Here is a 19,384-nt window from a genome sequence, read left to right as displayed (position 1 = left end):
GATGACTACTCATTTTCGTCCTTTTCCCGATAGGGGGTGCCTTTATTGCAAATTAACGAGCAAAATAACATTTACGATATAATCGATAGATGGGAAAAAGAAGAAAATAATATCACAGTCAAACGGGCCTACGAGTGCATCCGGACACTGGAGGAAAACGAACAGCCCTCCGGCTGCGCGCGTGTGTACGCGCTCATGGCCAGAGACCGATGGAAGCACCAGCGCCGGTTTGACCCGATGATCCGCAACTGGCTGCAAAAAGCAGAGGAGCTTGACGATTCGGTGCCGCTTCTGCAGCAGCTTCGGCCGATGGAGCGGATCGACAGCATTCAGGAAAATATTCTGGATACCCAGCTGACGCCGCTCCGCGAAACGGATCCGGCATCGGCCCGCTACCGCGTGGCTGAACAGCTGCGCGAGCAGTGCCGACAGATGATTCAGTATCTTGATGATACGCTTGACACGTGGAATCCGGAAGAATTGACCGTGGACTTTTTAAACGTGGTGGAAAATGAACACCTGCGGGAGCTTCCGTTTCTGCTTGAAAACATTAAACAGGCGTGCGAACGGCTGGCGTCGAGCGCCCAGGCCTATATGGATACCGCGTCGGGATCGTTTTATTCGCCCGAAGCTGTGCGCGAGATTAAAGAAGCGATCAGCCATGTAGAGCAGCTGAAGGAAAAGTGGAACGAAGCGTCGAGCTCACTCACGAAGGTGGGCGAGGAGTATGCCGACCCGCTTGAAGAGCTGAATGACATGATCGGCCTGCACGGTGTGAAGGCCCGCGTCCATAATATGTATCATTATCTGCAGTACCAGAAGCGGCGGAAGGAGCAGGGATACCAGTGGAAGGATGAACGGAGCCTTCATATGATTCTGACGGGCAACCCCGGCACGGGCAAAACAATGCTCGCCCGCCTGCTCGCTAAAATTTATCATCAGCTCGGACTGCTGCAGCGTGATGAAGTGCTTGAAACCGACCGTTCCCGCCTCGTCGGCTCATACGTCGGTCAGACCGAGGAAAAAACCATGGCGCTGATCAAGGAAGCGGTCGGCGGCGTGCTGTTCATTGATGAGGCCTACAGCTTAAAACGCGAAGGAATGGCCGGAAACGACTTCGGACAGACGGCGATTGATACCCTGGTCTCGGCGATGACGAGCGGGGAATACGCCGGTACGTTCGCCGTTATTCTGGCCGGCTACCCGGAAGAAATGCGGCAGTTTCTGCACGCGAATCCGGGTCTTCGCAGCCGGTTTCCGGAAAGCAACCATATCCATCTGCCCGACTACAGCATGGATGAGCTGATGGAAATCGGGGAAAAGGTCGCACTTGAAAACGACTTTTTCCTGAGCGAGGAAAGCAAACGGGTGCTCGAAGAACGGATCGAAAAGGAACAGGTGGACGAAACGTTCGGCAACGGCCGGACCGTAAAAAACATCGTGCTCGACAGCATTTTCCAGAAGGGGGCGGCGATCGGCAACCAGGACTATATCGGCATTGACGACTTTTCGCTGTTGACCGCTGAGGACATCCAAGAGCCGGAAGGCGAACAGCCGAAGGACAAACGCTCCGCCGTGCAGCAACTCGATGACTTCATCGGCCTCGACCACGTCAAACAGGAAATGAAAAAGCTTGCCTCCTTTATCCGCGTACAGCAGCAGCGCCGCGAAGAAGGGGCGCCGACTGTGCCGATCCAGCTTCATACCGTCTTTTCCGGGCCGCCTGGCACGGGCAAGACGACGCTCGCCCAGGTGTATGCCGGCATCCTGAAGGAATACGGGTTTTTAAAGCGCGGTCACTGCATCGTCGCGGGCCGAAGCGACCTCGTCGCCGAGTACGTCGGCCAGACAGCCGCGAAAACGAAGCGGAAGGTTCGTGAAGCCCTCGGCGGGGTCCTGTTTATTGACGAAGCGTACGCCCTGATGTCGAGCTCGCGAAGCGACTTCGGCCGGGAGGCGCTTGATACGCTCGTCGAAGAAATGACCAAGCACGACGAAAATCTGGTGGTTGTTCTTTCCGGCTATCCGGAGCCGATGCAGCAGCTGCTTGAAATGAATCCAGGGCTTGAATCCCGCTTCAAAAAAACCTTTTACTTCCCGCCGTATACGCCCGAGGATCTGGCCGAGATTACAGAGCGCTCGGTCGAGCGGTTCGGCTATCATTTTGAGCCGGAAGCGCGCGAGCTGCTTGAAAGCAGGTACGCCATTTCCAACACGGATGGCAACGCCCGGCTCGCCGAAGACGTGGCTGAAGAAATCTTTCAGCAGCAGGCCTTCCGGCTGTTCCAGTCGGAGCAGAACGATGAAAACCTGCACGAGCTTACAGCCGAAGACGTAAAGCATGCGCTTGAAGTACGAGTGAAATCCGAAGGAGAAGAAGGACATGAAGAGCGTTCATACACCAATTGAAGTACGATATGCTGAGACGGACCAGATGGGTATCGTCCACCACGGCTCCTATGTGGTCTGGTGCGAAATTGGACGTACGCATCATATGAAGGAGATGGGTTTTCATTATCCGGATATCGAAAAAGCCGGCTATTTGTTCCCGGTGCTTCACATTGATATCGATTATGAAACGCCGGCTGTCTACGGCGAGGACGTGGAAATTGAAACGTGGATTGATTCTTATGACGGAGTACGTGTAAAATATGGGTATATTGTGACTAACGCTAAAGGAGAGACGTGCATCCGTGCGTTTTCGAGCCACGTGTGCGTCCGTAAAGAAACGTTTAAGCCGGTGGCCATCCGCAGGGCACTGCCGGACTGGCATGAGGCCTACAACCGGCTGGCGGGGCAAACACCCGCCGGATCTGCCAAAGGTGGTGGAGACGATGGCGTTTGGCATTAAAGCCCATGAGCTGAAAGCCTGGAAACGAAAGGCTGCGGCAGGCGAAGTAGCCCTGCTGACGCATTACTGGTATGACCCGCGCTTTCCCGACTGTGATACGGTCACAAAAGCCTCCTGCCGGGATGTGGAAACACTTGCGCGCTGGGGCAGACAGTACGGGCTGAAGGCCGGATGGATCCATTACCGCGAAGACTATCCGCATTTTGACCTGCTGGGGGACTATGAAGCGCACATTCTGTCCGAGGAAAAGCAGTGGACGCAGATGCAGCGGTTTGGTATCCAGGCTCCCCGTTCAAACAAATAATTTAATCTGGAGGCACGAACTATGAATGCAACGCAGAATGAAATTATTGAAGCACTGCAGACGACGCCGGAGATTGATCCGAAGCAGGAAATCGAACGCCGGGTGCACTTTTTAAAAGAATACGCGAAGCAGGCCGGAGCCAAAGGCTTTGTTCTCGGCATTTCCGGCGGCCAGGATTCGACGCTCGTCGGCAAGCTCGCCCAGATGGCTGTGGACGAGCTTGAAACCGAGCAGGCCGTGCCGTTTAAATTCGTCGCGCTCCGTCTGCCGTACGGCAAACAGCATGATGAAGACGATGCATCGAAAGCACTCGAATACATCGAGCCTCAGGAAACGTATACGATCGACGTGCAGCCGGGCGTGGACGCGTCCGTGCAGGCGTTTGAGCAGGCTCTCGGAACGACTATGTCCGACTTTATCAAAGGCAACACAAAGGCCCGGGAGCGGATGAAGGCCCAATATGATGTTGCCGGAGCCGAAGGGCTGCTGGTGATCGGCACCGACCATGCGGCAGAGGCGGTCACCGGCTTTTATACGAAGCATGGGGACGGCGCCTGCGATGTGGCACCGCTGTTTGGACTGAACAAGCGCCAGGGCAAAATGCTGCTGCGCGAGCTTGAAGCACCGGCATCGACGTTTGAAAAAGTGCCGACCGCCGATCTTGAAAGCGACCGGCCGGGCCTTCCGGATGAGGAAGCACTTGGGCTGACGTACGATCAGATTGACGACTTTCTCGAAGGCCGCGCCATCGATACCGAAGCCCACGAGCGGCTGGTGGGCATGTATAACAGGACAGCCCATAAACGGGAATTGCCGGCAACGTTATACGATACGTGGTGGAAAGAATAAAAGCGTCTGCGGATGGTCCCTTGCGGCCATCCGTTTTTACCAATACGGAATGACTGGACGCCGGACGCAATGTTTGATATACAGATAACAGAAAGAAAAGGAGAGAACACCGAAATACGCTAAAGGAGTACGATAGTGCATGCCTATAAAAGTGCCTGACTATTTACCGGCCAAAGATACGCTGGAAAAAGAAAATATTTTCATCATGAACGAAAGCCGGGCCTATCTGCAGGATATCCGCCCGCTGAAAATCGTCATTCTGAACCTGATGCCCTTAAAGGAACGCACGGAGACCCAGATTCTCCGGATGCTCAGTAATACGCCGCTGCAGGTGGACGTATCCTTTCTACACCCGGACACCCACCGCTCCAAAAATACACCGCGTGAGCACCTGTCGTCGTTCTATAAAACGATTGATGAAGTGCGGAGCAGAAAATTCGACGGCATGATTATCACCGGAGCACCGCTTGAAAAGATCCCATTTGAAGAAGTGGACTACTGGGAAGAGCTGCAGAGTATTCTCGACTGGAGCGACCAGAACGTCACGAACACGCTGCACATCTGCTGGGGCGCCCAGGCCGCCCTGTATCACCACCACGGCATCGATAAGCATCCGCTCCCGAAAAAGCAGTTCGGCGTGTATCCGCACTACATTAACGGCGGTAACGAAAAGCTTCTGAGCGGGTTCGACGATCAGTTTTATGTGCCGCATTCCCGGTACACGAAAACAAGACGGGAGGACGTGGAGGCCTGTCCGGACCTTGACATTCTGTCGGAATCCGACGAAGCCGGGCTGTATATTGTAGCGACGAAGGACCGCAAACGGATTTATGTCACCGGCCACAGCGAATACGATGCAGAAACCCTGCGCGATGAATTTGAACGTGATATGCGGCGCGGTCTCGGGACAGAGGTGCCGGAAAACTACTTTCCGGAGGACAATCATCTGTATTCCCCGCTGAAAATGTGGCGCGCCCATGCGACGCTGCTGTTTACGAACTGGCTGAACTACTATGTCTATCAGGAAACTCCGTTCGATTTTGCCTAAAACTGTTTCCAATTTTGGAAACAGTTTTTTCAGTCGGCGGAAAAAAGATGATATAATAGACGCGTATGCGAACAGTAAGAAGTGACAAACTGGCAGAGCCGCCGAAGACTGAGAGCGGAAGATTGGGTGATGGAGTTGGATGCGCTAGACGTGTTGATGAACAAAGAACGGATCATGGTATACTTTCAGCCGATACTGAGTGCAGATAAGCTGGAAATTTCTGCGTATGAAGTGCTCGGCCGCTTCGGGAACGATAACGGGAGTGCCGAAACGCTGGAAGACTGCTTTCGGGACCCGAACGTGCCGTGGGAATATAAGCAGGAAATCGACCGTGCCGTGCACCAGGCTGCCCTGGAGACATTTGTGGCCGGAGAGCGGACAGACATGATCTTTTTGAACGTGGATGCGGCCACCATTCTGGGGGACGGGGGAGACGGCCTGGTCGAATTTCTGCTCGGGTACGAGGAAAGGGGCATAGCCCCGACCTCAATCTGCCTGGAGCTGAAGGCGACGGATTTCCAGCAGGACCTCTCCCGCCTGAAGCATTTTATGCAGTATGCCCAGAGCGCCGGGCTGTCGATTGCGATTGACAATCTCGGCAAGGAAGCGATTCATCTGGAGCAGATTGCCTATTTAAAGCCTAATGTGCTGAAGGTGGACGTGACGTTTTCTGAAAATTTTGCAGTGCCGAGCATTTACCGGGACGTGCTGCATTCGTTATCGACGCTGTCGAGAAAGATTGGGGCTTCGCTTTTATTTGAAAAAATCGAGTCGTTTAATCAGCTGAACTATGCCTGGCGCAACGGCGCCCGGTACTACCAGGGATTTTATCTCGACAAGCCGAAAGAGACGTTCATTGAAAAGGATCAGTTTCAGGAACGGATGAAAAAAGATATTCACCATTTCATTGATGTGGAACGCAAAAAAATTGAAGCTCAGATCCAGCTTACCGCCGAGCTGAACAAGCGGCTGAATGCCCGGCTCAAGCACGTGGATGTGATGGAAGACATTGACGGATGGACGCTGAAAACCGCCGAGTCGCTCGAGGAAATGAGCTTTCGGGTGTATGTGTGCGACGGGGAAGGATATCAGCTTTCCGGAAACGCCTCGCGCCAGAACGGCGAGGCGTGGGAATACCGGACCGAGGAGCGCAACCGCAACTGGAGCTGGCGCCCGTATTTTCTTGAAAACATTGTACGCATGAATTTTGAACAGCGGGGAATTTTGTCCGATATGTATACGGATTTTCACAGCGATGAAATGATCCGTACGTATTCCCATCCGATTACGGAGGATCTGTACGTGTTTGTGGACATTCCTTACGCATTTTTGTATGAAAAAGATTATCTGCTGTAAACAGCGCCGGCTTCTCCTGCTGTGGGGGAGCGGCGTTTTTACATAAAAAGGAGCGCGGTAACAGTGCAGCGGCCAAGTCTTGACATGTATCAATGGAACAACGACACGGTCCGGAGCTTTTTCTCCCGGCATACGTTTTCGCAGGCAGCGGTCGCCGGCGGTCTGGAAGAGGTGCGGGCCATACCGGGGCTGGGCGAAGAGGAGCAGAAGAACCTACAGCGGCTGAAGGCGAAAAATAGCGCATCGGCATACCATGTCCTCGTATGCGGCCATTTTTCCGCCGGCAAAAGCACGCTGATCAATCAACTGCTGGAGGGGGAATGGCTGCCTGCCCACCCGGTACCGACGAGTGCAAATATCGTGTCATTTACAACCGGCAGCACTGTCTCCTACGAGGTTACCACCGGCGGCCAGACAACCGCCGTACCGCCGGAGGACTGGACGAACACCTGGATGATGGCCAGAGAGACTGAGCGGGTGGAGGTGAAGCATCCGGATCTACCGCTGCCGCCGGGAGTGACGCTTTTTGACACGCCGGGTATCGATTCCACCGAAGCCGCTCATCAGCGGGCGGCAGAATCGGAATGGATGATAGCGGATGAACTGTTTTATGTCACCGATTACCAGCAGGTGGAGTCGGAAGAAAATTTTTTATTTCTGCAGCAGTTGAACGAGCAGTACGTTCGCCCGTCGCTGATCGTCAACCAGGTGGATAAGCATGAAGAGGAGGAGCTTTCATTTCAGGCGTATCAGGACAGGATCCGTCAGAGCCTGGACCGGAGGCAGATCGAATACGGGGCTATTTTCTTTGTGTCTGCTCTTTATCCGGAACGGACCGCTGATTCCTGGAAAGCCCTGCGGGAAAAAATGCTGCCGGAAGATTCCGGGGAGCGGAAGGAGCATATCCGCCAGACATGCGCCTCGAGGTCTTATTATATCACTGTGTCCCATTTGCGGAGTCGTCTTGCCGCCGCAGAGCCGGACGGGGACGTGCAGCACATCTGGGAGACGTTTTCCACACCGGGATTCCTGTATGACGCACTCGAGGCCGATCAGGAAGCTGCCGGACAGTTCAGGCACTGGGAAACGAAGGCGGAAAAAGCGATGCGCCGGACCATTCTTGATGCCTTTGCCCGGGCCAAGCTGATGCCTTATCATACCCGGGCAGCCGTGCATGCGTATCTGGAATCCCGTCTTGTCACCTTTCGTGTGAAAAGCTGGCTGGGGACGCAAAAAACAGCCAGGGTGCGTAAGGAACGCGAAGCACGAGTGATGGAAGAGCTGAATGAAAACATTAAAAATGAACTCGAAAATCATTTAAAACGTGATATGAAGCAGACGGCCGAACAATACGCCGGCAGAGATCCGGAAGTGGAAGCTGCTATTGAGGCCATGGAGGTGCGCGCAGACGCCGCGATGCTTGAGGAAGCGGAAAACAAAGGGGCACGTCTCACCGAGGCCTATGCGAGAACCTACTGCCGCACGCTGGAGGAAAAAATGCAGACGGCCTACCGCCGGCAGCTCGCAGACTGGATGCCGCTGTTTTTGGAGAAGGTCCGTGCCCATAAGGAGACGGAGGCTCATCGGCAGGAAACAAAAACGGCAGCCCATCGAAAGGCATGGGAGGCTTATGAAGCGTGGCGAAAAGAATTTTACCGGGTGAAAGAACTGCTGGAGGCCTTGCAGCAGCGGTGGGCCCAGGAGGCCGTTCCACTGGCGCAGCCGTCAGAGCGGAAGCCAGTCACGCAGGCTGTGGCTCCTTCGACGGGGGAAGAAGTCTATTCGGTGCAGGAATGGTACCGGGATTACCTGGACAGTGCCGGTGGGGAGCGGGAAACCCGCCCGGACCCGGAGGAAGCGGCAGATAAGTGGCAGAAGCTGGCCCGGCTCATACAGCCGTATGCATCACTTGAAGGGTTTGCCCGGCGGCTTGATGCCCGGGCCCAGCGGCTTCGGGAGCAGGCGTTCCGCGTTTCTTTTTTCGGCGGGTTCAGCGCCGGGAAATCCACCGTGGCCAATGCCATGGCCGGAGAAACAGTACTGCCGGTGTCGGCAAATCCGACCACAGCAGCCATTACTCATATCAAAGCGCCGGACAGCCGGCACCCGGACCGGAGCGCGGTGATTTACTATAAACAGCAGGCCGACGTCCTGCAGGACATGAATGACCTGCTCGCTCCGTTCGAGGTGCGCCTTTCGCATGTGACGGAATGGAGCAGCCGGTACGCCGCCTATGAAGAAGAGCTGCAGGAGCGTTCGGAGAAAGCAGAAAAGCAGAAACGGACGGAACTCGAGCAGCAGCATCTGGAGCCGCTTGCGTTCGACGCCATGCGGGAGGAAGAAAAAAGGATGCTTGATCAGTACGTGTCGTCCTATAAAAAGCAAGAGAGCAGTGCCGGCCGACCGGAAACGGTTTCCCTGGAAGCTTTTCAGCAGGCCGCGGGTGCCGAAGAGGCCGCCATGATGATCGAGCGGGCGGATGTTTATCTTTCTACGAGGTGGACCGGCAGAGGGATGGAGGTCGTCGATACGCCCGGTATACATTCTGTGTATCAGCGGCACGCGGACATTTCGTTTCAGGAAATGAAGCGGGCGGACGCTATTTTGTTTTTATCGTATTACAACCATGCGTTTTCCCGCGGGGACAAAGCGTTTTTGGAACAGCTGGCTGCGGTGAACCAGACATTTTCCTATGATAAGCTCATTTTTTTAGTTAATGCAGCGGATCTGGCTGCCGGCAGGCGGGAGCTCGAGGAGGTTCTCCGGTACGTCCGGGAGGAGCTGGCCGCGATTGGCATTCACGACCCACTTGTTTTGCCCATTTCCGGGAAAGTATCGCTTCAGGACAAAATGGCTGGCGGCCTGGAAGGATTCGAGGCCGTATTTGAGCAGTTTCTTTCCGCTACGCTTGAAACGACCGTGATGAAAGAGGGCAGCCGGGAAGCTGCGGAGGTCCTGGACTATGTGGAACGGACACGGGCGGAGGCAGGGCGGACGGATGCCGAACAGGAGCAGGAAAGGCAAAGCGACATCGCGCGGCTGGAGCAGTTCACCGCGCAGGACAAATGGACGGAATCATGGAAGCGCATCGAAAAGCGGCTTTCGGAGGAAACGGAGGAGTTGTTTTTTTACGTGCGCCAGCGCCTGTTTTATTATTACCGGGAGGAATTTCAGTTTTGGTTTTCGCGGGCTTACTTTCACGAGCAGTCGTCGTTTCGCTCCCAGCTTCGCCGGAAAACGACAGAGGCGGTCCAGCAGGTGCTGCAGCGCTTCATACAGGAAACAAGGATTACCTCCGCCCGGATTGAGCAGTGGATGCACCGTACCATGAATGAAGAAGAGCAGTATTGGAGAAAGCAGCTTCCGGACTCTTTCCGTTACGTATTTTCGGGGGAGCAGACGGCTTTTCCATCAATCGAATTTTCCCCGCCTGAGGTGCCGGCGATCGCAGAAGCAGTTGAAGGCGAGTGGAAGACGCTGACCCACTATGATTTTTTCATGAAGGGGCAGAACAAGGTGTACCGTGAAGTGCTGGAGCAACAACTGCGTCCCTTGGTGGAACAAGAGCTGCAGACCGTAAAAAAAGACGTCTATGCATGGGCTGAGGCGGCCGCACGGGACCGGTGGGAGCAGCGCACCGCTGAGTGGGAGGCGGCTTCCCGACGGCAGGCGGAGTGGCTCAGACAGGAAAAAACGGGAGAAACCGAACGGGAATGGGCCCAGCTTGAAGCAGAGGTCCGGAGGCTGGTTGGACAGAAAGAGTAAGTGTGTTATACTACAATTACTCTGTAAGATAAAGGATGGGGACATGAACGGAACAAATATTTTTTTAGACGACGTCCGACAGTCTCCGGATAATCACGTATTAGTGAAAACAGCTGAAGAATGTATGCGATTACTGCAAAACACGGCTGATGTGAGCCATCTGTCGCTTGACCACGATTTGGGAACAAAGTATTTTAATGGTTTTTCCGTCGTGCTGTATTTACTTGAAAAACAAATTATACCTTCAAAGATTACTATACACTCAGCCAATGCAGTCGGCGGTAAACGGATGTACCGGAGACTGATGGAAGCACGCAAGTCCGGGGAACTTCCTGAACGAGTGAAGATTCTGCACCGGCCGCTTCCATTGAATGCCTAAAAAGGAGCCTTTCAGGGCTTCTTTTTTTTATACTGGGAAAAGCTTTGCTATAATGGACAGAATCAAAGGAGGCACAAGCTATGCAGATAAACGTAACGGACCGGGCGACGGAAGCGATCCGCCTCCTCGGGGACAACCAGACAATTACGATTGCCTATGAATTCACGGGCGGGTGCCAGGGGCTTCAGGAATTCCAGCTGCACGCTTCACCTGGAACCTCGCCGGAAGTCCGGGCAGCCGATGAAGATACCCTGCACCTGATCGAGCCATCGCCGGTGCTCGACTATCATCCCACGCTTAAATGGATGCTGAAAAACAAAAATCAGACAATCGCAAACAATATTCATTTGTATGAACACACCGAAGCTTAAGGAGGCCAGACGATGGAGCGTTTAGTGGAGATGAAAAATGTCAGCATACGAACCAATGGCCGGGTCCGGCTTGACGACGTCTCGTTTACGGTTAATCAAGGCGAGCACCGGGCGCTTCTCGGCTTAAACGGCTCCGGCAAAACCACACTCCTGCAGGCAATTTTAGGACAGGTGTGGGCAACTGAAGGAGAAGTGCACACCTGGTTTGGCCGTCATGGCAGGGTGAACATGCAGAACCTCCGCCGGGAAATTGGCATCGTCAGCAACGCCCTGGATGATCAGTACCAGCACCGTGCTGGGGAAACCGCCTTTAATGTCGCGTTAAGCGGTTATTTTGCGAGCATCGGTATTTATGAGCAGGCACCGGAAGAAATCACAGCACGGGCAGAGAATGCGCTGCACACGTTTGGGGTTTCACAGTACAGGGACGTGCCGTATGCAGCGCTCTCGCAGGGGGAGAAGCGCCGGGTGATGCTTGCGCGGGCCTGGACAACAGGAGCGAAGCTGCTGCTGCTTGACGAGCCGTGCACCGGGCTTGATGTAAAGGGAAGAGAGGAGTTGATCGAAGGGCTTGAAGCGTCGCTGCAGCACCCCGAGGCGCCGACTGTGCTGTATGTAACTCATCATCTCGAAGAACTGCCGGGAGCTGTGGAAGCCGCAACAATTATGAAAAACGGCCGGGTGCAGGCAGATGGAAAGAAACAGGACGTTCTGACGGATCGGGAGGTTTCAACTGCATTTGACGTGAACGGAAGCATTCAATGGCATGAGCAGCGGCCATGGTTTATTACCGGTGGAGCGATGACACGCCGGTAACCGGACATAGCTGTTCGGTTAATAATAAAAATTTCAATTACCTTATTTATTATTAAAATGAAAAAACACAATTATAAAGAGCAGAAAAATCACTAAAAAAGAAGCCCTTTCTGATAAGAGAAAGGGCCCTGGAACATTTTATGCCTCGAACGATGCCACGATTTTTCCTCGTGTGTGACCATCCTGCATATCTTTTAACGCATCCGGAATCTCACTGAAGCTGACGGTCCGGCTTACGGAAGGCTTCACCTTTCCCTGGGAAGCCAGTTCTCCCAGCTCCCGGGCGATAAAACCGAGATCTTTAATTTGCGCTTCGTCATCGGAACGGTACACAAATCCAAGCGCCACTTCATGAATCGAAGGGGCGAGCGTTTTCGCTACGTAGTGGGAAAGATCCGGCCATGCCACAACAGCAATCAAATGACCGTTGAAGGCAAGATAATCCAGTGCTTCGGTAGCTGTTTGTTGTCCGACCAGATCAAGTACCACATCGACGCCGCGGCCGTCCGTCCATTTGTGTACTTCCTCCACCACATTTTCACTGCGGTAGTCCACCACATGATCGGCGCCCAGATCTTTAACATAGTCCGCATTTTCGCTCGAGCAGGTGGAAATGACCGTAAGGCCGAGATGCTTGGCAAGCTGGACTGCAAAGCTGCCGACACCGCCGGATCCGGCCTGAATCATGATCGTCTGTCCTGGACGGAGCGGGGCCTTCCGGTACAGCGACTGGTAGGCCGTAAAGCCGGCCGTTGGCATTGACGCGGCTTCCACATGCGTCAGGCCTTTCGGCACCGATGAAACCACATCCGCCCGGGTGGTGGTAAATTCAGCAAATCCGCCGTCTTTCGTCATATTTCCGTGATAATACACTTCATCTCCGACTGACCAATCGGTTACGTCCGCGCCGACTTCATCGATCACCCCGGACACGTCCAGTCCCGAAACATGAGGAAAAGACCACTCCGGTAGAGGGGACGCCATTAATTTATAATCGACCGGGTTTAAGCCCACAGCATGTACTTTAATGCGGAGCTCATGAGCTTCCGGCTCCGGCATGTCGATGTCTGCTTCCTTTAACTGGCCGGGGTCTCCGGCTTCATTTATCACAAGTGCTTTCATTCTATCAGCCTCCTGTCACTCCTATACCTTCCGCGTACGAGCCAAAAACATCTAAAAATAAAAACTCCTGACTGGATGCCTTTAATACCTGATGGCAGGGACCGATATATAAAGTAAAGAGACCAGGAGGGGAAATGGCATGTCCTTAGCAAGCGAAAAAAACATTTTATTAGAATCCGGGACGAATGAGCTCGAAATCGTTCTTTTTTCCGTCGGAAGCAGTCAATTCGGCATCAATGTGTTAAAGGTCCGCGAAATCATTCATCAGGTGGAGGTTACTCCCGTGCCCAACCATCACGAGCACGTCAAAGGAATTGTCCGGCTGCGCAATGAAGTGATTCCGGTGATCGACTTAAAAAAAGTGCTCCATCACGACGGGGCGGACGACGTCCGGCATGACAAATACATTATCGCCGAGCTGAATCAGGTGAAGGTAGCGTTTCATGTCGAAGAAGTATCCCGTATTCACCGTATCAGCTGGGAGGATATTGAAAAGCCCAATGCCCTGTCCCAGGGACTCGAAGCACGCTCCATCGGTATTGTAAAAATGGAGCACGCCATGGTCTTTCTGCTTGATTACGAAAAAATCATCAGCGACATTTCCCCGGACACCCTGTTTGACCAGCACCTGCCGTCGTACAGGCCGGACCGGGAAAACACGACCGTATTAATTGCAGAGGACTCGCCGGTGCTCAAGCATCTGATTGTCGATACACTCGCAGAAGCCGGCTACAAACAGCACCGCTCCTTTGAAAACGGCCGGGAAGCGTACGAGTATCTGGAGGAATTGCTGGCAGACGATGCCGCGGCAAACCTGCCGGATCTCGTCATTACAGACATTGAAATGCCGCAGATGGATGGCCATCATCTGACGAAAAAAATCAAGGACCATGAAAGCCTCCGCAGCCTTCCAGTCATTATCTTTTCCTCTCTGATTACCGCGGATTTGTTTCACAAAGGAGAAAAAGTCGGAGCCGATGCCCAGGTGAGCAAGCCCGAAATTAACACACTGGTAAAAACAATCGACGGCTGCATCCGCGCTGCTGCCGCCCGCTGAACCGTCGATAGAGCCTCTCTGCGATCAAGCAGAGGGGCTTTTTTTATAAAAAATTCGAAAAAATTAAGAAATAACCGTTGACTGTATTATAACAACGGTATATAATTTGAATTACATTATAACAACATTAACGAAAAGGAGCGATTTTAGGATGCGTCATTTCACAAGATCGAAAGAAGACCGTTATACCCCGGAAGAGGAAAATCAGACGATTCTCGATATGATTAATGACTATCACACCAACACTAAATAACGCTCACGTCCCGAAAAGGCTTCCCGCAGTAATAGGCGGGAAGCCTTTTCTGTGTTATAACAACAAAAACAGCCAGGATAGAAAAACAAACATACATTCGCTATAATGGGAATATGCTGAGGTGAGCAACCATGAAAAAACAATCCTTACAGGAGTTAATGCAGTGGATGAAAACTGACACGTCCATTGCGCCCAATATAGAATTCTGGCATACCGTGGAAGCACGGCCCGCTAAAACAGCGCCTTTCCCGGAACAGCTGCATGAGCGCCTCCGCGCCGGCCTTGTCGCCCGAGGCATCGATTCGCTGTATACCCATCAGCATTCCGCGTTTGAAGCAGCTTACGGACGCAAGGCCAATGTGGTCACCATTACGCCGACTGCCTCCGGGAAAACCTTGTGCTACAACCTTCCGGTGCTGCAGACGATCATGGACGAGCCGGAGGCACGCGCCCTGTATCTGTTTCCGACCAAAGCGCTTGCCCAGGACCAGAAAAGCGAAATCAATGAATTTATCGAGGAGATCGGCGCTTCCATCAACAGCTACACGTATGATGGGGATACACCGCCGACCATCCGGCAGTCGATCCGGCGCGCCGGCCATATTGTCATGACCAACCCGGACATGCTGCATTCGGCGATTCTTCCGCACCATACCAAATGGGTGTCGCTGTTTGAGCACCTGCGCTATATCGTGATTGACGAGATTCATACGTACCGCGGCGTATTCGGGAGCCACGTGGCGAACGTCCTGCGCCGGCTGCTGCGCATTGCCCGCTACTACGGGGCAGAGCCGACCTTTATCACGACCTCCGCAACGATCGCCAATCCGCGTGAGCTCGCCGAGACCCTTACCGAACAGCCCTTTGAGCTTGTGGACAACAACGGGGCACCGCAGGGGAAAAAGCATTTCGTGTTTTACAACCCGCCGGTCATTAACGAAGCGATGAATATCCGAAAAGGGGTCCTTTCGGAAGTTAACCGACTCGCCAATACGTTTCTCGAGCAGCACGTCCAGACCATTGTATTTACGAAGAGCCGGGTAATGGTGGAGGTCATTTTAAGTCATCTGCAGCATTTGAACAGCAGGCAGACCGGCCAGCAGAGCCTCGTGACCGGCTACCGCGGCGGCTATCTGCCCAACCAGCGGCGGGCTATTGAGGAAGGGCTCCGTTCCGGCGATATTATGGGCGTGATTTCCACCAACGCCCTCGAGCTTGGCGTCGACATCGGGCAGCTGCAGGTATGCATCATGTCCGGCTACCCGGGCTCGATTGCAAGTGCCTGGCAGCAAGCCGGGCGTGCGGGACGCCGCCAGTCGGAGTCGCTGATCGTCATGATCGCAAGCTCCAACCCGATCGACCAGTACATGATCCAGCATTCCGATTACTTTCTGGAGAAAAATCCGGAAACCGCGCGCATCCATCCCGATAACCTGATCATTCTCGTCGACCATGTGAAATGTGCCGCCTTTGAGCTCCCGTTCCGGGACGATGACACGTTCGGCGGGGTTGATGTAAACGACGTGCTCGAGTACCTGTCGGAGGAAAACGTCGTGCACCACCGGGGCTCCAAATGGTACTGGATGAGCGATGCGTTTCCGGCGCACGGCATCAGCCTGCGCTCGGCCTCGCAGGAAAACGTCGTCATCATCGACCAGACGGTGCCGTCCGCGTCCAAGGTGATCGGACAGATGGACCGCTTCAGCGCCATGACTCTGCTGCATGACGAAGCCATTTACATTCACCAGGGCGTGCAGTACCAGGTCATTTATCTGGACTGGGACGAAAAAAAAGCGTATGTGGAGGAGGTGCGGGTCGACTACTACACCGATGCCAACATGGCCGTCGAGCTGAAGGTGCTCGAAGAGGATAAAACGTCCGACTATCCGTCGTACCACGCCGGCTTTGGGGATGTGATGGTACACGCCAAGGTGACCATCTTTAAAAAAATCAAGCTGACGACATTTGAAAACATCGGCTCCGGAACCGTGCACCTGCCGGAGGAGGAGCTGCATACAAATGCCTGCTGGCTCCATTTTCCCGAAGATACCGTCCAGGAGTTTGGGCGCGACACGCTGGAGCAGGCGATGATGGGACTTGCGAATGTGCTCCGGCACACGGCGCCCGTCCGGGTCATGTGCGACCCGTCCGACATTCACGTGGTACCGCAGATGAAGGCGACCCATTCGGAGCAGCCGACTATCTTTTTATACGACCGCTATCCCGGGGGCGTCGGGCTGTCTTCCACCATTTTCACCGACCTGCCCGACGTGCTGGGCGACTGCGCCTCGTTGATTGAGGCCTGTCCGTGCCAGGACGGCTGCCCGTCCTGCATCGGGTCGGATATTATGCTGAGCGGAAACACGAAAGCGACCGTGCTCGCATTCATTCACCGGCTTCAGGCCGAACAGGAGGTGAGTACCGACCGTGAGCATGAAAAATAAACTTAAACGAATGAAAACGCATCTGCAGGAGGAAGCCCCTTCTGCGCCCGCTCCTACCGAAGAAAAAAAGGGGGAGGAGGGAGGGATTTTTCACCTCGATGAATGGGAAGCATTTGGCGCGGTGCCGAAGCATTATGACGGGGAAACGATTTTAAAACGAACCGTAACGTATCCGCTTGACTATATCCACGGCAGCGCCTCGTTTGGCGAGCTGTTTACCGTGTTTGACCGCTGGAAGGAGGAGCCCGCGTTTCATCCGCTGCACCCGGAGAACCGGCGGCCGGAGGACCTGCTGTTTTTTGATACCGAGACGACCGGGCTGAAAGGGGGGACCGGCACCACCATCTTCCTGCTTGGCGGCGCCCGGGTGTACGCGGACCGGGTCGAGGTGTCGCAGTACTTTCTCCCCGGGCCGGAGCACGAGGTGGCGCTGTATCATTATTTTCTAACCGAGTGCTATTCGGCGGAAAACCTGGTCACCTACAACGGCAAATCGTTTGACTGGCCGCAGGTGCAGACCCGTCATACCCTCGTGCGCAACCAGGTGCCGAAGCTTCCGGCCTTCGGCCACTTTGATCTTCTGCATGCGAGCCGGCGCCTGTTTGCCGAACGCCTGGAATCGTGCCGGCTGAGCGTGGTGGAGCGGGATATTCTCGGATTTGTCCGCCACGACGACACCCCGGGCTACCTCGCGCCGATGCTGTACTTTGACTACGTGAACGAAGGGCTTCCCGAGTTTGTGACCGGGATTATGGAGCATAACGAGCAGGATATTTTGTCACTGATCACGCTTTACATTGATATTTCCAAACGAATTCTCGCTGACGGTACAAGTGAAAAACAATCGCTTGCCGTCGCCAAGTGGTTTGATCAGCAGAAGGAGTGGACGAAAAGCGCCCAGCACTACACCGCAATGGTCGAAAGCGGGGACGAGAACGGCGAAACGATGCACCGCTACGGCGTCAATTTAAAGAAACAGCAGCGGCAGGCCGAAGCCATTCCCTGGTTTGAAAAGGTCTGGGAGCGCAACGAGGATTCGCGGTATACGCTTGAGGCTGGCGTGGAGCTTGCCAAATGGGAAGAGCACCAGGCGAAAAACCCCGAACGGGCGCTGTTGTACGCCGCAGGGGTCCAGAGCAAGGCCGAACGGGCAGGGATCACGCTTCCGGCCGGGCAGCAGGCGGACCTGCACAAACGGCTTGAGCGGCTGATGAACAAACGGGGGCGGACGTCTTGAGGCGGCTCGCAGCGACCGGGTACAAGCCGGCAGAGCTCGGCATCTTCAAAGACGACGCCCCAGAGATTGCCTACATCCGAAAAACGCTCGAAAAGCGGCTGCGGGCGCTGATTGAAGAGGGAAGCGAATGGCTGATTATTTCCGGGCAGCCCGGCGTGGAATGGTGGGCGGCTGAAGCATGGAACAGCTTACGGGAGGAGTATGACCATATTCAGCTCGCCGTGCTTGAGCCGTTTCTTGAACAGGACTCCATCTGGCCGGAGCACGTCCGCACCGCTTACGCGGAGCTGAAGCAGAGCGCAGACTACGTGGACGCGATTTCCAAGCGCCCGTACGTCAATCCGTCGCAGCTGAAGGCCAAAAACGACTTTATTATTTCCCATACGGACGCTCTTCTGATTTTGTATGACGAGGAACAGGAGGGCGTGCCCAGGTATATGCTTGCCTCCGCCGAACGACGGCAGGAGAGCGATCATTATCCGGTCTATACCATCGTGCCGGAGGACCTTGAGGAAACCGTGCGCGAGGAAGCGGAACGGGAGTGGGACGGGTAGTCCCGGGAAGGAAATTGACTTTTTTTATGTATTCTGAAAGAATATAAACAGATAAATACGCGGTTATCCGCCCGGCAGGTGCCGGCGGCCGCGAATGTATCATACAAATAAAGCAGAGGTGGTCCTTGCTGATGGAACAGACACAGTTATCTGCCAAAGACATTTTAGACAAAGATTTTAAAAACAGTGTCAAAGGCTACAACAAAGACGAAGTCGACCAATTTTTGGACATTATTATTCAGGATTATGAACGGTTCGAACAGAAAGTGCGCGAGCTCGAAGACCAGCTGAACCGCTCGCCGGAGCAGCGGACCGCCGCATCGCCGGAAGGGGATTCCCGCTACCAGCGCACCGTGACGTCGTCGACCTCCACCCGGTCCGAAAGCGGCGCCGGCAGTACGGACACCGCTTCGAACACCACCGCAGCCGAACCGGCCGCCGGGACAACCAATTACGATATTTTAAAACGGCTCTCGAACCTCGAAAAAGAAGTATTCGGCAAGAAACTATACGATTAAAGGCGGGGACGCGGGCATATGCGGACGATTCATATTGACGGAGCGAGCGCCGGACAGCCCGGGCCTTCCGGTATCGGCATATTTGTGAAGCACGATGACGGCAGCGTGGAGGAATTTTCCCGCCCGCTCGGCTGCCTGACCAACAACGAAGCGGAATTTGAAGCGTGTGTGCAGGCGTATGAGCTCTGCCGCGAGCGCGGCTGGCATTCGGCCTCGATCCGGACCGATTCGCAGCTTGTGAATGCGTCGGTGGAAAAGCGGTTTGTGAAACGAAAGCTTTATCAGCCGTATTTATCCAAAATTCTGCGCGCCGAAGAGGAGCTGCCCCTTTGTTTTCTCAAATGGGTGCCCTCCCGGGACAACCGCGCGGCTGACCGGCTGGCCAGACAGGCCGTGCTCGCTTCGGGCAAGACCGATCGCTGCTGATGCCCAGTTTCTTTGCTTGCTTCTTCTGCCCGGA

General features: G+C 54.4%; 17 protein-coding genes. 16 read left to right on the top strand and 1 reads right to left on the bottom strand.

All coding sequences use genetic code 11. From position 1 onward, the window contains the following. The first annotated feature begins 45 nt into the window (after positions 1 to 45). From ACTRXF_RS12960 to ACTRXF_RS12915, 10 genes are all read left to right on the top strand, one after another. A complete protein-coding gene (locus ACTRXF_RS12960; protein WP_474263364.1) occupies positions 46 to 2,409 on the top strand; it encodes an AAA family ATPase in 2,364 nt (787 codons plus the stop codon). Next, a complete protein-coding gene (locus ACTRXF_RS12955; protein ID WP_474279374.1) occupies positions 2,384 to 2,851 on the top strand; it encodes an acyl-CoA thioesterase in 468 nt (155 codons plus the stop codon). Before ACTRXF_RS12960 ends, ACTRXF_RS12955 begins: the two co-directional genes overlap by 26 nt. After that, complete coding sequence (locus ACTRXF_RS12950) at positions 2,835 to 3,155, top strand: hypothetical protein (RefSeq protein ID WP_474263368.1); 321 nt, start codon at positions 2,835 to 2,837, stop codon at positions 3,153 to 3,155. The genes ACTRXF_RS12955 and ACTRXF_RS12950 overlap by 17 nt, the downstream gene beginning before the upstream one ends. Positions 3,156 to 3,176: 21 nt before the next feature. Continuing rightward, complete coding sequence (gene nadE, locus ACTRXF_RS12945; protein WP_474279372.1) at positions 3,177 to 4,004, top strand: ammonia-dependent NAD(+) synthetase; 828 nt, start codon at positions 3,177 to 3,179, stop codon at positions 4,002 to 4,004. Positions 4,005 to 4,143: 139 nt separating this feature from the next. Beyond that, positions 4,144 to 5,052: a homoserine O-acetyltransferase MetA gene (gene metA, locus ACTRXF_RS12940; RefSeq protein ID WP_474263372.1), complete on the top strand. Its 909-nt coding sequence runs from the start codon at positions 4,144 to 4,146 to the stop codon at positions 5,050 to 5,052. Positions 5,053 to 5,181: 129 nt separating this feature from the next. Beyond that, positions 5,182 to 6,408 (top strand): EAL domain-containing protein, encoded by a 1,227-nt coding sequence (locus ACTRXF_RS12935; protein WP_474263467.1) that lies wholly within the window; start codon positions 5,182 to 5,184, stop codon positions 6,406 to 6,408. A 63-nt stretch (positions 6,409 to 6,471) separates the two neighbouring features. Further along, on the top strand, positions 6,472 to 10,173 hold the full coding sequence (locus ACTRXF_RS12930) for a dynamin family protein (RefSeq protein ID WP_474279370.1): 3,702 nt from the start codon (positions 6,472 to 6,474) through the stop codon (positions 10,171 to 10,173). Positions 10,174 to 10,216: 43 nt separating this feature from the next. Continuing rightward, a complete protein-coding gene (locus ACTRXF_RS12925) occupies positions 10,217 to 10,552 on the top strand; it encodes a cyclic-phosphate processing receiver domain-containing protein (RefSeq protein ID WP_079476470.1) in 336 nt (111 codons plus the stop codon). Positions 10,553 to 10,632: 80 nt separating this feature from the next. Then, complete coding sequence (locus ACTRXF_RS12920) at positions 10,633 to 10,923, top strand: iron-sulfur cluster assembly accessory protein (protein WP_474279368.1); 291 nt, start codon at positions 10,633 to 10,635, stop codon at positions 10,921 to 10,923. 12 nt (positions 10,924 to 10,935) lie between these two features. Further along, positions 10,936 to 11,739: an ABC transporter ATP-binding protein gene (locus tag ACTRXF_RS12915; RefSeq protein WP_474279366.1), complete on the top strand. Its 804-nt coding sequence runs from the start codon at positions 10,936 to 10,938 to the stop codon at positions 11,737 to 11,739. Positions 11,740 to 11,877: 138 nt separating this feature from the next. On the opposite strand, the gene ACTRXF_RS12910 is transcribed toward ACTRXF_RS12915, so the two are convergent. Further along, positions 11,878 to 12,861: a zinc-binding dehydrogenase gene (locus ACTRXF_RS12910; protein ID WP_474279364.1), complete on the bottom strand. Its 984-nt coding sequence runs from the start codon at positions 12,859 to 12,861 to the stop codon at positions 11,878 to 11,880. Between the two features lie 139 nt (positions 12,862 to 13,000). Here ACTRXF_RS12910 and ACTRXF_RS12905 point away from each other — a divergent pair, with 139 nt between their 5' ends. The 6 genes from ACTRXF_RS12905 (at position 13,001) to ACTRXF_RS12880 (ending at position 19,350) form a co-directional block, all read left to right on the top strand. Beyond that, positions 13,001 to 13,918 carry a chemotaxis protein gene (locus tag ACTRXF_RS12905; RefSeq protein WP_474279362.1) on the top strand — a complete coding sequence of 306 codons (918 nt, stop codon included), beginning with the start codon at positions 13,001 to 13,003 and terminating at the stop codon, positions 13,916 to 13,918. A gap of 384 nt (positions 13,919 to 14,302) precedes the next feature. Next, entirely contained in the window at positions 14,303 to 16,615 is a 2,313-nt protein-coding gene (locus tag ACTRXF_RS12900; protein ID WP_474279360.1) for a DEAD/DEAH box helicase, read from the top strand. Beyond that, a complete protein-coding gene (locus ACTRXF_RS12895; RefSeq protein ID WP_474279376.1) occupies positions 16,605 to 17,852 on the top strand; it encodes a ribonuclease H-like domain-containing protein in 1,248 nt (415 codons plus the stop codon). The genes ACTRXF_RS12900 and ACTRXF_RS12895 overlap by 11 nt, the downstream gene beginning before the upstream one ends. Next, positions 17,849 to 18,406, top strand: a complete 558-nt coding sequence (locus ACTRXF_RS12890) for an SLOG family protein (RefSeq protein ID WP_474263386.1) — start codon at positions 17,849 to 17,851, stop codon at positions 18,404 to 18,406. The genes ACTRXF_RS12895 and ACTRXF_RS12890 overlap by 4 nt, the downstream gene beginning before the upstream one ends. A gap of 125 nt (positions 18,407 to 18,531) precedes the next feature. Next, on the top strand, positions 18,532 to 18,924 hold the full coding sequence (gene gpsB / locus ACTRXF_RS12885; RefSeq protein ID WP_474263388.1) for a cell division regulator GpsB: 393 nt from the start codon (positions 18,532 to 18,534) through the stop codon (positions 18,922 to 18,924). Positions 18,925 to 18,942: 18 nt separating this feature from the next. Continuing rightward, positions 18,943 to 19,350 carry a ribonuclease HI family protein gene (locus ACTRXF_RS12880; protein ID WP_474263390.1) on the top strand — a complete coding sequence of 136 codons (408 nt, stop codon included), beginning with the start codon at positions 18,943 to 18,945 and terminating at the stop codon, positions 19,348 to 19,350. Positions 19,351 to 19,384: the final 34 nt, after the last annotated feature.

This window comes from Marinococcus sp. LNHM3E3-2.2 (assembly GCF_056034385.1).
Note: the sequence above shows the minus strand (reverse complement) of the source record. Positions and strands in the feature narration are given on the sequence as shown.

Bases quoted from the DNA above. Each gene is read 5' to 3' on its own strand.
- ACTRXF_RS12955 (WP_474279374.1), top strand. From the start codon at position 2,384: ATGAAGAGCGTTCATACACCAATTGAAGTACGATATGCTGAGACGGAC.
- ACTRXF_RS12950 (WP_474263368.1), top strand. From the start codon at position 2,835: ATGGCGTTTGGCATTAAAGCCCATGAGCTGAAAGCCTGGAAACGAAAG.
- nadE (WP_474279372.1), top strand. From the start codon at position 3,177: ATGAATGCAACGCAGAATGAAATTATTGAAGCACTGCAGACGACGCCG.
- metA (WP_474263372.1), top strand. From the start codon at position 4,144: ATGCCTATAAAAGTGCCTGACTATTTACCGGCCAAAGATACGCTGGAA.
- ACTRXF_RS12935 (WP_474263467.1), top strand. From the start codon at position 5,182: ATGGAGTTGGATGCGCTAGACGTGTTGATGAACAAAGAACGGATCATG.
- ACTRXF_RS12925 (WP_079476470.1), top strand. From the start codon at position 10,217: ATGAACGGAACAAATATTTTTTTAGACGACGTCCGACAGTCTCCGGAT.
- ACTRXF_RS12920 (WP_474279368.1), top strand. From the start codon at position 10,633: ATGCAGATAAACGTAACGGACCGGGCGACGGAAGCGATCCGCCTCCTC.
- ACTRXF_RS12915 (WP_474279366.1), top strand. From the start codon at position 10,936: ATGGAGCGTTTAGTGGAGATGAAAAATGTCAGCATACGAACCAATGGC.
- ACTRXF_RS12910 (WP_474279364.1), bottom strand. From the start codon at position 12,861: ATGAAAGCACTTGTGATAAATGAAGCCGGAGACCCCGGCCAGTTAAAG.
- ACTRXF_RS12905 (WP_474279362.1), top strand. From the start codon at position 13,001: ATGTCCTTAGCAAGCGAAAAAAACATTTTATTAGAATCCGGGACGAAT.
- ACTRXF_RS12900 (WP_474279360.1), top strand. From the start codon at position 14,303: ATGAAAAAACAATCCTTACAGGAGTTAATGCAGTGGATGAAAACTGAC.
- ACTRXF_RS12895 (WP_474279376.1), top strand. From the start codon at position 16,605: ATGAAAAATAAACTTAAACGAATGAAAACGCATCTGCAGGAGGAAGCC.
- ACTRXF_RS12880 (WP_474263390.1), top strand. From the start codon at position 18,943: ATGCGGACGATTCATATTGACGGAGCGAGCGCCGGACAGCCCGGGCCT.